Source organism: Streptomyces violascens (assembly GCF_014649955.1).
GTDB classification, from domain to species: domain Bacteria; phylum Actinomycetota; class Actinomycetes; order Streptomycetales; family Streptomycetaceae; genus Streptomyces; species Streptomyces violascens.
This window is the reverse complement of record NZ_BMUA01000012.1, coordinates 162,634-176,689: the sequence shown is the minus strand read 5'-3', so window position 1 is coordinate 176,689 and position 14,056 is coordinate 162,634. Positions and strand designations below refer to the sequence as shown.

Sequence of the window (14,056 nt, the reverse complement as noted above, 5' to 3'; positions counted from 1 at the left end):
TCTGGGGGCACAGCCCCCAGGGCTCAACCTCTCAACCCCCTGCACGGGCGGGAGGGCGCGCAAACCCCCCAGGAGGTCGGGGAGCCCGGCGCCGCAAAGGCCCCTACGAGTGGCCCAGATCCTCCGTCGCGTCCGGCGCGGTGTCCGGGACGGAGCCCTCGCGCGGGGGCCGCAGGGCCAGGACGTCGGGGGCCACCGTGTCCAGGACCGGCGGCGCCGGACGGGGCGGCTTCGGCATGACCGCCGCCTCGGAGTGGCCCCCGCAGCCGTAGTCCAGCGCCACGACACGCCCGTCCGCAGGACCGAATTCGTTGGCGCAGATCCCGAACGCCTGGGAGAGCGATCCCGCGATCGGGACGAGGAACGCGCAGGACACGCACGAGGCCGGCGCCGCCTGAGCCATCGCGGTCTTGCCGCCGAAGGACTCCTCCCACCGGTCGGCCGCCGTGTGCAGCCCGTACCGGGAAAGGACCCGCGCCCGCCGCATGCCGAGTTCCTCGGCGACGGCCGCGACGGAGCCGCGCGCGGTGGCCGCAGGGGCCTCCAGGTCGGACAGCTCGGCGTCCTCCGCGTCGACCCGCTCGGCCATCTCCTCGGAGACCACGGAGTTGGGCGGCGGCGCGTCCTCGCCGGAGTACCCCGGCTCCAGGCGCAGGTCGTCGGCCTCGGTGGGCAGCAGGTCGCCGGGGCCCATGTCGCCCGGGCGAAGGCGCTCGCTCCACGGCACCCACTCCGGTGCCTGCAGCGCGTCCGGGCCGGGCAGCAGGACCGTCTCGTCCAGGGTGACCAGCTTGGCGCGCGACGCCCGGGCGACGGTCACCGCCCAGCGCCAGCCCCGGTAGCCGAACTCCTTGCACTCGAAGAAGTGCGTGACGACCCGGTCGCCCTCCGAAACCAGGGCCACATGCTCGCCGACCACACCGGGTGCGGCGGCTTCCTCCGCCGCCTCGCGGGCTAGGTCGACCGCCTCGGCGCACAGGCGGTCAGGGGTACGGCTTCGCGTCGTCGCAGCACTCACAGGTCTCGCTTCTCTCCTACGCCGTCTCACGGGTGCGCCGGGGAGCCGAATGCGTACGGGTGGCGGGCGGAGCGGACCAGGGGGCCGCGTCAACGTCCGCGCCCGGGCGATCAACTGCCCAGCGGCTGTCCAGTTTCACTGACCAAGGGAGTCCCCCTTGCTCCGTATGAGCGTGGAGGCGCACCTTCTACGATCCATTCTGCGGGATCGCGGAGAGGCGCGCGGCCTTGGGCAGCCGCGGGCGGCGCGCCTGTCACGCTACCCCCTTCGTGGCCCCCGGCCCACCTGCGCGTCCGAATCCTGGTTCGGGTCGGACGGGCTTGGGGCACTATGGCGGGGTGGCAACCGCAAGGTCGTCAGGGTCCTCGGACACCGCCGGCCGCCTGCGCAAGGCAGGCCGGACGGTGGGCCGCGCCCTGCATCTGCCGTTCACCGGGACGGTCCGTTCGATCAGAAAAGCGACCCACGCGCACGGCGCCGGTGAGTCGGGGCTCGGCAAACTGATCGAGCTGCACGCGGTGAACGGCGCCGGCGACGTGATGATCACCGTGGCGCTCGCCTCGACCGTGTTCTTCTCCGTGCCGACCGACCAGGCACGCGGCAGGGTCGCCCTCTACCTCGCGATCACGATGGCGCCGTTCACTCTCCTGGCGCCCGTGATCGGCCCGTTGCTCGACCGGATGCCGCACGGCCGGCGCGCCGCGATGGCCGGCGCGATGCTGGCCCGCGCGCTGCTCGCCCTGACGATGTCCGGCGCGGTCGCCACCGGCGGCCTGGAGCTCTATCCCGCGGCGCTGGGCGTACTGGTCGCGTCCAAGGCGTACGGCGTGGTCAGGAGCGCCGTGGTGCCGCGCCTGCTGCCACCCCGCTTCTCCCTGGTGAAGGCCAATTCGCGGGTCACCCTGGCCGGCCTGCTCGCCACGGGCATCGCCGCCCCGATCGGCGCCGGGCTCTCCCGTATCGGGCCCCAATGGCCGCTCTACGGGGCGTTCTGCGTCTTCGTCGGCGGTACGTTCCTGGCGTTCACGCTGCCCCACAAGGTCGACTCGGCGAAGGGCGAGGCCAGGGCGCAGCTCTCCGACCGCAGCGGCCGCAAGCCCAGCCTGCGTACGGTCGGCGTGTCCGTCCTGAACGGTCTGTACGCCAATGCCGCGCTGCGCGCGCTCTCCGGGTTCCTGATCTTCTTCCTGGCGTTCCTGCTGCGCGAACACCCCCTGTCCGGCCAGAGCGCGGCCGTCTCGCTCGGCATCGTCGGCGTCTCGGCGGGCGTCGGCAACGCGCTGGGTACGGCGGTCGGCTCGCTGCTGAAGGCGCGCGGGCCCGAGGTGCTGATCGTGACCATGCTGTCCATCGCGCTGGGAGCGGCCGTCCTGTCGGCGGCGTTCTTCAGCGGCCTGATGGTCGCCGTGCTCGGCGCGACGGCCGGGTTCACCCAGGCGCTCGCCAAGCTGTCCCTGGACGCGATGATCCAGCGCGACGTACCGGAAGAGGTCCGTACGTCCGCGTTCGCCCGCTCGGAGACGCTGCTCCAGGTGTCCTGGGTCCTCGGCGGCGCGATCGGCATAGCGCTTCCGCTGAACGGCATCCTCGGCATGTCGGTGGCCGCGGCCCTGCTGGCCCTTGGAGCGGCCGCCTCGGTACGGGGCCTGCTGGGCGCGGCCCGGCGCGGCACCCCGCATCCCCGGGTGGCGTGAGCGACGGACGACGGATGTCCGACGACGGACGACACGGCACGCCGCACCCCCGCGCGGCTTGGCCAGGGGCGACCGATAGCCTTCGCTTCATGACCGTTGCGTTCACTTCCGGTAGGACCCGCCGGGCCGGCCTCGCACTCGCCGCTGCCTCCGCCGGACTCCTCGTCCTCTCCGCCTGCGACAAGCCGACGCCTCTCGCGACCGTGACGGTCGGCACGCACTCCGTCAGCACCGAGGCGTCCTGCCGCGGCGACGGCAAGCCGCTCGCCGAGGCCAAGCTCACCAGCTGCCTCAGCGGCGTCAAGGACGCCAAGTCGATCGACTACGCGCCCGGCTCGACCCTGCGCCTCGGCGTCGACCCCAAGGTCGTCGAGGACGGCAGCAAGTGGATCGCACTGCTCGACGGCAGCCCGATCACCGAGCCGTCCGCCCAGACCTACCGGAGCTTCCCCGGCGCCGACGTCTTCTCGACCGGCGGGCAGGGTGCCGCGCCGAAGGAGAAGAAGGTCAGCATCATTCAGGTCGACAAGGACAACAAGCCCGAGTCGGTCTGGAGCTTCACGCTCAAGCGCACCAACTCCTGACGGCCGGGCCCCGCCTGATGCGTGTGCTGGTCGTGACCGCGGTGGCGGCGGAGGCGGACGCCGTCGCCGCCGGTCTCGGCGCCGCCGGATACGCGCGCCTCGGCGAGGAGTTCGTCCGGCGCGCCCTGGTCGCCGGGCCGGACAGCCCCGCACCGCTGACCCGGCACGGACGCGCGGGGCACGAGATCGATGTCTACCCGGCGGGCGTCGGCCCCGCCGCGGCCGCCGCGGGCACCGCCCACGCCCTCGGCCGGGGTTCCCGCTACGACCTGGTGATCTCGGCCGGCATCGGCGGCGGCTTCCCCGCCGTCGCCCCGATCGGCTCCGTCGTCGTGTCCTCGCGCATCATCGCGGCCGACTTGGGCGCGGGCTCCGCCGAGGGCTTCATCCCCGTCACCGAACTCGGCTTCGGCCGCCACGAAGTCTACGTACTCGGCTCGCTCGGCCGCCGCGCGATGCGGGCGCTGGGCGCCTTGTACGGCCCCGTCCTCACCGTCACCACCGCCACCGGCACCGCCGGGCGCGCCGCCGAACTCCTGGCTCGCCACCCCTCGGCCGCCGCCGAGGCGATGGAGGGCTTCGGTGTCGCCGAGGCCGCCGACCAGTACGGCCTGCCCGCCCTCGAAATCCGCGCGATCTCCAACGAGGTCGGCCCGCGCGACCGTTCGGCCTGGCGGATCGGCGACGCGCTCGCCGCCCTCACCGACGCATTCGGGAAGCTCCCGCCCGTACTGGAGAGTTGGACGTCACATGAGCACTGAACCGGCGCTGAAGATCGCCTACTCTCCCTGCCCGAACGACACCTTCGTCTTCGACGCGTGGGCGCACGGCCGGGTGCCCGGCGCGCCCGGACTCGACGTGACGTTCGCCGACATCGACATCACCAACGGCATGGCCGAGCGCGGCGAGTTCGACGTGCTCAAGGTGTCGTACGCGGTGCTGCCGTGGGTGCTTGAGGAGTACGCGCTGCTGCCGTGCGGCGGCGCGCTGGGACGCGGCTGTGGTCCGCTGGTCCTCACCCGGGAAGCCGGGAATGGGGGACTCACGGGCAAAACCGTCGCCGTGCCGAGCGAGAAGTCGACGGCGTACCTGCTGTTCCGGCTGTGGGCCGCCGACGTCGTGCCGGGCGGGGTCGGCGAGGTCGTCGTCATGCCGTTCCACGAGATCATGCCCGCGGTGCGCGACGGCAAGGTGGACGCAGGACTCGTCATCCACGAGGCCCGCTTCACGTACCAGAACTACGGCCTGCACTGCCTCGCCGACATGGGCCAGCACTGGGAGTCGACCACCGGACTGCCCATCCCGCTCGGCGCGATCATCGCCAAGCGCTCCCTCGGCGAGGACACGCTGCGGCTGCTCGCCGAGTCGGCCCGCACCTCCGTGCGGCTCGCCTGGGACGACCCCGAGGCATCGAGGCCCTACGTACTGGAGCACGCCCAGGAGATGGATCCGGCCGTGGCCGACCGGCACATCGGGCTCTACGTCAACGAGTTCACCGCCGACCTCGGCGAGGACGGCTACGCCGCGGTGCGCGGCCTCCTGACACGCGCCGCGGCCGAGGGGCTCGTACCGCCCCTCGGCCGCGATGCGCTGAATTTCGTACGGAGTTAGACGTCGAGCTGGTCGGCCACCGCGCGCAGCAGGCCGCCGATCTTCTTGCCGGCCGCCTTGTCGGGGTAGCGGCCCTTCTCCAGCATCGGCGTGATGTTCTCGAGGAGCGTCGTCAGGTCCTGCACGATGGAGGCCAGTTCGTCGGGCTTGCGGCGCTGCGCGGCCGCCACCGAGGGGGCCGGGTCGAGGACCGTGACGGAGAGGGCCTGGTCACCGCGCTGCCCGGCGACGACGCCGAACTCGACGCGCTGTCCGGGCTTGAGTGCGTCGACCCCGGCGGGGAGCACGGAGGAGTGGACGAAGACGTCGCCGCCGTCGTCCCGGGAGAGAAAGCCGAAGCCCTTCTCGCTGTTGAACCACTTGACCTTGCCGGTAGGCACGTCTGTCCTCGTCCTCGTACTCGTCGTTGTGTGCGGGGCGCCGAAAACGGCTCTGGATAGCACTACAGCGGGTCGCCTTCCGACCCGCCGACACCAAGGCTAATGGTCCAGGGGCAGCTGACAAGACGTCCCGGCCTGTCCTTACGAGCAGGGAACTACCCTGGCGGGGTGAGTACCGAAACCCAGGCCAAGACCGACCGCGACGCCCCCACCACCGGTGATCGGCTGGTTCGCATCGGCGTCGTCGTGTTCTTCGTCGGCGCGCTCGCCACGCTGGTCACGGTGGCGCCGCTGTTCCTGCACACCGCGCGGTTCCCGTCGTTCGCCTATCTCGTGTGCATGCTGATGGGCGTCGGCTTCCTGATCGCGGGGGCGGGCGTGCTGCGCACCATCGCGGAGCAGCGCCGCCAGGCCCGCGCCTGACCCGCCCGCCGCTCACCTGAACCGGCCGGTCCCGTACGCAAGTACGAGGCCCCGCTGTCAAGCGCGTTCGGCGGCGTAACCCTTCAACCAGGCCGGAAATGACGTCAGATCGTCGAGGACGACATCGGCGCCGGCCTCGCGCAGCTCGTCCGCGCCGATCGGCCCGGTCGGCACCGCGACGGAGAGGGCGCCCGCGGCGCGAGCCCCGAGGACGTCCCCGAGGTGGTCGCCGACGTACACCGCGGCACCGTGCTCGCGCAGCGCGGTCGCCTTGCCCTCGGCCCACAGCCCGCCGACGACCTCGTCCGGGGCGATGCCGAGGTGGTCGAGGTGCAGCCGCGCCTGGGGCGCGTTCTTGGCGGTGACGACGACGGCCCGGCCGCCGAGCTCCCGCACCGCGCGGATCGCGTCGGCGGCTCCCGGCATCGCGGGCGTGGGCAGGATCGCGCGTGTGGGGTAGATCTCACGGTATTTGAGCACCATCTCGGCGATGAGCTCCTCGGGGAACCAGTGCCGCAGCTCCCAGTCGAGCGGCGGCCCGAGCCTGCTGACGCACTGGTCGGCGTCGATGTACGTCCCCGTCGTGGCGGAAAGCTCCTGGTAGACGGCGTGGATGCCGGGCCGGGAGTCGATCAGGGTCATGTCGAGGTCGAAGCCGACCGTGGGCGCGTCTAGGGGCATGAAGGCCATTGTGCCCAGGTGGGCGGGGCGGCCGGGCCCTTAGACTGACGGCCGCAGTTAGCCAAGCCTTACCAAAACCCGACCGTCTTCCCCGCCGAACACCGACCTGTGATGGGCCCTATGCCAGCCGCACCCCGCCGGACCAGACGCGTGCTCGCGACGGCGGCGGCCGTCGCGGCGCTCCTGGTCGCCGTCCTGCTCTCGCTCGCCGTCGGCGCGCGCCAGATCCCGCCGTCACAGGTCCTGGACGCGCTGTTCGGCGGCGCGCACACCCCCGACGCCGAGGTCGTCCGCGAACTGCGCGTGCCGCGCACCCTGATCGGCCTGATGGTCGGCGCCGCACTCGCCGTCGCGGGCACGGTGCTTCAGGGCATCACCCGCAACCCCATCGCCGACCCCGGCATCCTCGGCATCAGCCAGGGCGCCTCGGTCGGGGTGGTCCTGGCGATCGCGTTCCTCGGCGTGCACACGCTGACCGGGTACGTGTGGTTCGCGTTCGCGGGCGCGGCCGTCGCCTCCGTCGTCGTGTACGCGATCGCCTCCAGCGGGCGCGGCGGTGCGACACCGGTGAAGCTCGCGCTGAGCGGCGCCGCGATCAACGCGCTGCTCGTGTCGGTCACGATGGGCGTGCTCACCACGAAGGCCGCGGCGCTGGACGAGTTCCGTTTCTGGCAGGTCGGCTCCCTGGCCGGACGGGACGCCCAAGTAGCCCACCAGATCTGGCCGTTCCTGCTCGTCGGCGTCGTCCTTGTCGCCTGGGTCGCGCGCGGCCTGGACGCGCTGGCGCTCGGCGAGGACGTGGCGAAGGGCCTCGGCCAGAACGTCGCGGCGGTACGCGTCCTGGGCGGCATCGGCGCGACCGTGCTGACCGGCGTCGGGGTGGCGGCGGCCGGGCCGATCGCCTTCATCGGTCTCGCAATCCCGCACATCGCCCGCGCGATCGTGGGCAGCGACCACCGCTGGGTGCTGCCGATGGCGGCCCTGGTGGGCCCGGTGATGCTCCTGGTCGCCGACACCGTCGGCCGGATCGTGTTCCCGCCGAGCGAGATCCCGGCGGGCGTGATGACCGCCCTGATCGGCGTGCCGTTCCTGGTGGCGCTGGTCCGCAGGAAGGCGGTGCCGGCATGAGCGGCATGCGGTTCTCCGGAAAGGCGGTCGCCGCATGAGCACCGTCACCACGCCTGTCCGCCCCGCGGGCTACACCGTCGTACGGGCAGGACGCGCGGCCTTCCTCCTGCACTGCAGGGCGGCTGTGGTCGCGGCCTCGCTCCTCGTCCTCCTCGCCGCGATCTGCGTCGCCTACCTCTGCGTGGGCGAGAGCTTCGTGGCGCCCGGTGACGTGCTCAAGGTGCTGACCGGCCAGGACTCGTACGCCGAGCTCGTCGTCGGCACGCTGCGGCTCCCCCGCATGGTGGTCGGCCTGATGGTCGGCGCCGCGTTCGGCATCGCGGGCGGGCTGATCCAGACCGTCGCGCGCAACCCGCTCGCCAGCCCCGACATCATCGGCATCAGCCAGGGCGCCTCGGCTCTCACGGTCGGCGCGATGACGTTCGGCGTCACCTCGTACACCGTGCTGCCGTACCTGTCCGTCGTCGGCGGGGTCCTGGCGGCCGCCCTCGTGTACGTCTTCGCGTGGCGGGGCGGGCTGCACGCGACGCGCTTCGTGCTGATCGGCATCGGCTTCGCGATCGCGCTCCGCTCGGTCACCACGCTGTTCATGACCAAGGGCGACTATCTGGTCGCCCAGCAGGCGCAGATCTGGATGACGGGCTCGCTCAACGGGCGCGGCTGGGAGGAGGCGGCTCCGCTCTCCTGGGTGCTGCTCGCGCTCGTGCCCGCCGTGCTGTGGGCGGCCCGCGCGCAGCGCACGGTCTCCCTCGACGACGACACCGCGACCGCGCTCGGCGTGCGGCTCGGCCGGGTGCGGCTCGGCCTGGTCGTCATCGGCGTGGTCCTCGCCTCGGTCGCGACGGGCGCGGCGGGGCCGGTCGACTTCGTCGCGCTGCTCGCCCCGCAGATCGCCCGCCGGATGACGCGGACGGCCCAAATACCCTTGTTCTGCTCGGCGTTGACTGGTGCGGTCATCGTCGTTCTCGCCGATCTGCTGGCCCGCAAGCTCTTCTCGCCGACCGAGCTGCCGGTGGGCTTGCTCACCGCGGTGATCGGCGCCCCGTACCTGATCTGGCTGATCGTGCGCAGCCGTACGACTGGAGGAAAGTAGATGACCAGCCGGCTGACGGCCCGCGAGCTGACCCTCGCCTACGAGGACCGCACCGTCGTGCACGGCCTCGACCTCGCCGTGCCGGACGGGCGGGTGAGCGTCATCGTCGGCCCGAACGCGTGCGGCAAGTCCACGACGCTGCGGGCGCTCGGGCGCCTGCTGAAGCCGCGCGGCGGTGCGGTGCTGCTCGACGGTACGGAGCTGGCGCGCATCCCCACCAGGAAGATCGCCCAGTCGATCGGGCTGCTCCCGCAGTCGCCGGTCGCGCCCGAGGCGATCACGGTGGCCGACCTGGTCTCGCGCGGGCGCCAGCCGCATCAGCACTGGTGGCAGCAGTGGTCACAGGCGGACGAGCGGGCGGTCACGGACGCGATGGAGCGTACGGATGTGGCGGCGCTCGCCGACCGCCCGGTCGATGAGCTCTCCGGCGGCCAGCGCCAGCGCGTGTGGATCGCGATGGCACTCGCCCAGGAGACCGACGTACTCCTCCTCGACGAGCCGACCACCTATCTGGACATCTCCCACCAGGTCGAAGTAATGGACCTGGTACGGCAGTTGAACCATGAGCGGGGCCGTACGGTGGTGATGGTGCTGCACGATCTCAACCAGGCCGCGCGGTACGCCGACCACCTCGTGGCGATGAAGGCGGGGCGGATCGTCGCCGAGGGCCGCCCCGAGGACGTGGTGACGGCGGATCTCGTACGCGAGGTGTTCGGCCTGGACTCGGTGGTGGTCCCGGACCCGGTGACGGGCTCGCCGCTGGTGGTGCCCGGCGCCCCCTACTCGCCCCCTTCGGAGAGGATTCCCCGATGACGATCCCCCGCCGCACCGCACTGGCGGGCGCGCTGGCCCTGACGGCGACGGCATGCTCCTCGGGGAAGCCCGACTCTCCTTCCAAGGGCGGCAGTTCACACCTCGTCAAGACAGCGATGGGGGACGTACGGGTCAAGGAGCACCCTCAGCGGGTCGTCGTCCTGGACACGGCGGAACTCGACTCGGCGATCACGCTGGGCGTGAAGCCGGTGGGCGCGACGCACGCCGACGCGGCCTCCGGGTTCCTCGACTACCTGCCCAAGGACAAGGTGGCCGGGATCAAGGACGTCGGCGCGGTGATGAGCCCCGGCCTGGAGTCCGTCGCGGCGCTCGGGCCCGATCTGATCCTGACCAGCAAGGTGCGGCACGGCGACAAGTACGCGGAGCTGTCGAAGATCGCGCCGACGGTGATGTCGGAGACCACGGGCTACCCCTGGAAGCAGAACTTCCAGCTGCACGCGCTGGCACTGGGCAAGGCGGCCGAGGCGAAAACGATCACGGACGAATACGGCGCGCATGTACGGGAGTTGACGGCGCGGCTCGGCGGTCCGGCCAAGGCGGCGGCGCTGAAGGTCAACGTCGTCCGCTTCGTCGAGGGCGCGGACATCCGCATCTACGGCCGCAAGAACTACATCGCGACCATCCTCGCCGACGTCGGCCTCGGGCGGCCCGCCGTCGTCGACAAGGCGAAGGACGGCTTCTCGTACGACGTGAGCCCCGAGCGGATCGACCTCGCGGACGCGGACGTCATCTTCCACACGACGTACGGCGACCCGGCGAAGGCGAAGGCGACGCAGACGCTGGGCAGCGCGCTGTGGAAGGGCCTGCCCGCGGTGCGCGCGGGACGGGCCCACGCGGTGGACGACCAGCTGTGGATCCAGGGGATCGGGTACGGGGCGGCAATGGCCGTCCTGGGGGAGCTGGGGAGGATGCTGCCGCGGTAGGGGGCCGGGGGTTTTTACCCAGCCTCACCTCCCACCCCGCTGGGACCTCCACACCAAGAACCCCGCCGACGACACCGCCGCCACCCTGATCAGCCACGGCCACATGCCCGTCAGGGCCGCCCCCATCTCACCCTGCGCGATCGGGTCGCCCCAGCGTCCGTCCTGGCGGCCCCAGAGCCAGATCAGGCCGCCGAGCAGGGTCAGGCCCGGCATGCCCAGGACCGCCCACTTCGACTCCGCCCGGCTCAGCCTGCGGGACGCGTACGCCAGGAGCCAGCCCGCCCCCAGCGCCAGCCACAGGCCGAACAGCGCGCCCGCCACGAGCAGCGCCGCCGCGAGGAGCAGGAGGGGGTTCGTCAGGCCGGGACGCACCTCCGCGGCACGGCGGCGCAGGCGCAGTCCCCGCCGCCGCGCCGGAGCCTCTTCGACCAGGTCGTCGGCCTCGACGTCCTCATCCACCGCCTCGGCCGACCCGACCGGATCGCCCGGCTCCTGCTCCCCCTCCTCCGGCGGCTTCAGAAGCTCCGGGATCTCCACCCCGCCCACGAACCCCGCCACGGAGTCGCCCGCGCCGCCCCCGAGAGGGCCGGGCTCGACCCGCCACCAGTCGGGTTCGTCGCCCTGCACGCCGAGCTCGTCCATGCCCGCGAGGTGCGGCGGCGCCGGCAGCGCGGGCGGCGCCTCGTCCGCCTCGCGCGGGCGGGGACGGGGTACGCGTTTGCCCCGCCCCGGGAACAGCCGGTCCCGCTGAACCGGCACGGCCACATCCGGCGCGGACTCCGCAACGTACGGCGCACCAAAACCGGAACCCGACCCCGACCCGGAGGCAGCCCGCTCCACGACCTCCTCCGGCGTTCCGAACCGCCCGAGAACACGCCGTACCGTCGCCGGCGTCTCGCTCCCGTACTTCGCCCGCTGCTTGTCGATCTCGTTGCGCAGCGACGACACCAGGCGCATCCGGTCCCCGGAGGGCAGTTGCCGCTGCTGGGCCAGGTCGCCGACCCGGCTCAGGTAGTCGTAGACCAGCTGGTCGCTCTCGATCCCCACGCCCGTTTCCCCTCCGCGGACCCCACCCGCGACCGGACCGACGGCCGCGTCCGCCGGTCCGGTCGCGTTTCGGACACCGGCTCTGGGTCCTGACGGTAGCGCGCACGGGCTACCGTGGGGCGGATGGGGACCGGCGAGCGCAATCAGGAGGCGCACGTGCCCGAAGGAACGACCGGCGCGACGAACAGGGCTGCCGCGGCGCCCCGAGCCGCCGCCACGGCACCCCGCACCCTCGCCGAGGCCCTGCGCTCCCGCCCCGACGAGTCCCTCGCCGCGCTGCTGCGCACCCGCCCCGACCTGCTCAGCCCCGTACCGGGCGACCTCACCCAGCTGGCCACCCGCGCCGGCACCCGCGCCTCCGTCGTACGGGCCCTCGAACGGCTGGACAAGTTCACGCTGCAGACCGCCCAGGTCCTGGCCGTGGCCCCGGACCCGGCCCCGTACGAGTCCGTACGCAGCCTGCTCGCCGGAGACGATGGCGATCCGGAGATCGAGGTCGCGCTGCCCGGCGCGCTCGCCGCGCTGCGCGAACAGGCCCTGGTCTGGGGCGGCGACGACCGTCTTCGTCTGGTGCGCACCGCCCGCGAACTGCTCGCCCCCTCCCCCACACACCCCTCCCCGACCGGCCTCGGCCCGACCGTCGCCGAGGCGACCGCGGGGATGTCGCCGGGCCGCGTCCAGGAGATCCTCCAGGCCGCCGGGCTGCCGGCCACGCACGACCCGGTGTCCGCGGTCGCCGCGCTGACCTCGCTGTTCACCGACCGCGCGAGGATGGCGGCACTGCTCGACTCCGCGCCGTCCGAGGCGCTCACGGTCCTCGACCGCCTGGTGTGGGGCCCGCCGTACGGCGAGGTCTCCGCCGATCCGCCGCCCCCGGTGCGCTGGCTGCGCGACCACGGGCTGCTCCTTCCGGCGTCCGCCCGCACCCTGGTGCTGCCGCGCGAGGTCGCGCTGCACCTGCGCGCCGGGCGCGCGCACCGCACCACCGAGCCGGTGCCGCCCGCCGTCGCGCCGCTGCGCGAATACCGTCCACAGGTTGTGGACGCGACCGCCGCGGGCCAGGCGTTCATGGCACTGACCACCGTCGAGGACCTGCTCGCCGAGTGGAACGAGGGCGGCCCCGCCGTGCTGCGTGCCGGAGGCCTGTCCGTACGGGACCTCAAGCGCACCGCGACCGCCCTGGACGCACCCGAGCCGGTCGCCGCGTTCTGGCTCGAACTCGCTTATGCGGCAGGCCTGTTGGCGTCCGACGGCGAGGCGGACGAGCACTATGCGCCGACCCCCGAGTACGACGACTGGCTGGAGCTGCCGCCCGCCGAACGGTGGGCCCGGCTCGCGGTGGCCTGGCTGGCCGCGACCCGTACCGCCGGGCTCGTCGGCGAGCAGGACGCCAAGGGCCGCACCCTCTCGGCGCTCGGCCCCGACCTCGACCGCTCGCCCGCGCCCGAGGTCCGCCACCGCGTCCTGACCCTGCTCACCACCCTGCCCGAGGCCACCTCGCCGGACCCCGAATCGCTGCTCGCCCGCCTGCGCTGGGAGCGCCCGGCCCGCAGCGGCCCCGAGGACCTGCGCTCGCGGCTTGCCGGGTGGACGCTGTCCGAGGCCGAGTTGCTGGGCGTGACCGGCCGGGGCGCGCTGACCACGCACGGCCGCGCCCTCCTCGCCCCCGCCTCCGGCCCCGTCGAACGCGAGGCGCTCGGCCTGCTCGCCGCCAAGGCGCTGGCGCCGCACCTGCCCGAGCCCGTCGACCACGTCCTGCTCCAGGCGGACCTGACGGCGGTCGCGCCCGGCCCGCTCAGGCGCCCGCTCGCGGCGATGCTCGGGGTGCTCGCGGACGTCGAGTCCAAGGGCGGCGCCACCGTCTACCGCTTCACCGCGGGCTCGGTGCGCCGCGCCCTGGACGCCGGCCAGACCGCCTCCGACCTGCAGGCTTTCCTCACCGACCACAGCCGTACGCCGGTGCCGCAGCCGCTGAGCTACCTCATCGACGACGTGGCCCGCCGACACGGCCACCTCCGGGTGGGCGCCGCCTCGGCGTACGTACGCTGCGACGACGAGGCGATGCTGGGCGAGATCCTCGCCGACAAGCGCAGCCAGCCCCTCCGGCTCCGCCGCCTCGCCCCGACCGTCCTGGCCACCACCGCCGAGCCGGCCGCGCTGCTCGACGGGCTTCGCTCGATGGGGTACGCGCCGGCCGCCGAGTCCGCCGAGGGCGATGTCCTGATCACCCGCGCCGACTCCCGCCGCACCCCGCGCCGCGCGGCGCCCGTCCCGGTCCCGGACGGCCCGCCCCTGCCGGACGAGACGCTGCTCGACGCTGCGGTACGGGCGATCCGGGCGGGGGACACGGCGGCGACGGTCGTACACAAGTCGCCGGAGGCGGCGGCGCGGACGGACGGCTCCCTGCCGCGTACGTCGGCGGCCGAGACCCTGGCGACGGTGCAGGCGGCGGCGATGACGGGCTCGGCGCTGTGGATCGGGTACGTGAACGCGGAGGGGGCGGCGAGCCAGCGGGTGATCGCGCCGGTGCGGGTGGAGGGCGGGTTCGTCACCGCGTACGACCACACGGCGGACGAGGTGCGCACGTATCCGCTCCACCGCATCACAGGAGTATCAGAACTGGCCGACGACCCGGCGTGA

14 protein-coding genes are annotated in these 14,056 nt (G+C 73.2%); 10 read left to right on the top strand and 4 right to left on the bottom strand.

Annotated elements, in window-relative coordinates; all coding sequences use genetic code 11:
- Nucleotides 1-103: 103 nt before the first annotated feature.
- Nucleotides 104-1,018 carry a DUF3027 domain-containing protein gene (locus IE206_RS23720; RefSeq protein WP_189965227.1) on the bottom strand — a complete coding sequence of 305 codons (915 nt, stop codon included), beginning with the start codon at nt 1,016-1,018 and terminating at the stop codon, nt 104-106.
- Nucleotides 1,019-1,356: 338 nt separating this feature from the next.
- Between IE206_RS23720 and IE206_RS23715 the strand changes: the two genes are divergently transcribed.
- The 4 genes from IE206_RS23715 to IE206_RS23700 all read left to right on the top strand — a co-directional run bounded on the left by IE206_RS23715 (nt 1,357) and on the right by IE206_RS23700 (nt 4,907).
- Nucleotides 1,357-2,712 carry an MFS transporter gene (locus IE206_RS23715; protein ID WP_189965225.1) on the top strand — a complete coding sequence of 452 codons (1,356 nt, stop codon included), beginning with the start codon at nt 1,357-1,359 and terminating at the stop codon, nt 2,710-2,712.
- A gap of 89 nt (nt 2,713-2,801) precedes the next feature.
- Complete coding sequence (locus tag IE206_RS23710) at nt 2,802-3,296, top strand: DUF2771 domain-containing protein (RefSeq protein ID WP_189965223.1); 495 nt, start codon at nt 2,802-2,804, stop codon at nt 3,294-3,296.
- Between the two features lie 17 nt (nt 3,297-3,313).
- Entirely contained in the window at nt 3,314-4,057 is a 744-nt protein-coding gene (locus tag IE206_RS23705) for a futalosine hydrolase (protein WP_189965222.1), read from the top strand.
- On the top strand, nt 4,047-4,907 hold the full coding sequence (locus tag IE206_RS23700) for a 1,4-dihydroxy-6-naphtoate synthase (RefSeq protein WP_189965220.1): 861 nt from the start codon (nt 4,047-4,049) through the stop codon (nt 4,905-4,907). The genes IE206_RS23705 and IE206_RS23700 overlap by 11 nt, the downstream gene beginning before the upstream one ends.
- On the opposite strand, the gene IE206_RS43435 is transcribed toward IE206_RS23700, so the two are convergent.
- Complete coding sequence (locus tag IE206_RS43435; RefSeq protein ID WP_189965218.1) at nt 4,904-5,287, bottom strand: cold-shock protein; 384 nt, start codon at nt 5,285-5,287, stop codon at nt 4,904-4,906. The genes IE206_RS23700 and IE206_RS43435 overlap by 4 nt on opposite strands.
- A 135-nt stretch (nt 5,288-5,422) precedes the next feature.
- Between IE206_RS43435 and IE206_RS23690 the strand changes: the two genes are divergently transcribed.
- The gene (locus IE206_RS23690; RefSeq protein ID WP_226599018.1) at nt 5,423-5,710 is read left to right on the top strand and encodes a hypothetical protein; all 288 of its coding nucleotides are present in this window, start codon (nt 5,423-5,425) and stop codon (nt 5,708-5,710) included.
- 57 nt (nt 5,711-5,767) lie between these two features.
- Here the strand turns inward: IE206_RS23690 and IE206_RS23685 are convergent, their stop codons facing one another.
- Nucleotides 5,768-6,400, bottom strand: coding sequence for an HAD family hydrolase (locus IE206_RS23685; RefSeq protein ID WP_189965214.1), 633 nt, complete (start codon nt 6,398-6,400; stop codon nt 5,768-5,770).
- 111 nt (nt 6,401-6,511) lie between these two features.
- Here IE206_RS23685 and IE206_RS23680 point away from each other — a divergent pair, with 111 nt between their 5' ends.
- From IE206_RS23680 to IE206_RS23665, 4 genes are read left to right on the top strand one after another with little or no spacing between them, the layout of a single operon-like run.
- Nucleotides 6,512-7,519, top strand: a complete 1,008-nt coding sequence (locus tag IE206_RS23680; RefSeq protein WP_189965212.1) for a FecCD family ABC transporter permease — start codon at nt 6,512-6,514, stop codon at nt 7,517-7,519.
- 34 nt (nt 7,520-7,553) lie between these two features.
- The gene (locus IE206_RS23675) at nt 7,554-8,612 is read left to right on the top strand and encodes a FecCD family ABC transporter permease (RefSeq protein ID WP_189965210.1); all 1,059 of its coding nucleotides are present in this window, start codon (nt 7,554-7,556) and stop codon (nt 8,610-8,612) included.
- The gene (locus IE206_RS23670) at nt 8,613-9,425 is read left to right on the top strand and encodes an ABC transporter ATP-binding protein (RefSeq protein WP_189965208.1); all 813 of its coding nucleotides are present in this window, start codon (nt 8,613-8,615) and stop codon (nt 9,423-9,425) included.
- Entirely contained in the window at nt 9,422-10,369 is a 948-nt protein-coding gene (locus tag IE206_RS23665; protein WP_189965206.1) for an ABC transporter substrate-binding protein, read from the top strand. The genes IE206_RS23670 and IE206_RS23665 overlap by 4 nt, the downstream gene beginning before the upstream one ends.
- A 24-nt stretch (nt 10,370-10,393) precedes the next feature.
- On the opposite strand, the gene IE206_RS23660 is transcribed toward IE206_RS23665, so the two are convergent.
- On the bottom strand, nt 10,394-11,416 hold the full coding sequence (locus IE206_RS23660; protein WP_189965204.1) for a hypothetical protein: 1,023 nt from the start codon (nt 11,414-11,416) through the stop codon (nt 10,394-10,396).
- Between the two features lie 123 nt (nt 11,417-11,539).
- Here IE206_RS23660 and IE206_RS23655 point away from each other — a divergent pair, with 123 nt between their 5' ends.
- Nucleotides 11,540-14,056, top strand: coding sequence for a helicase C-terminal domain-containing protein (locus IE206_RS23655; protein WP_189965202.1), 2,517 nt, complete (start codon nt 11,540-11,542; stop codon nt 14,054-14,056).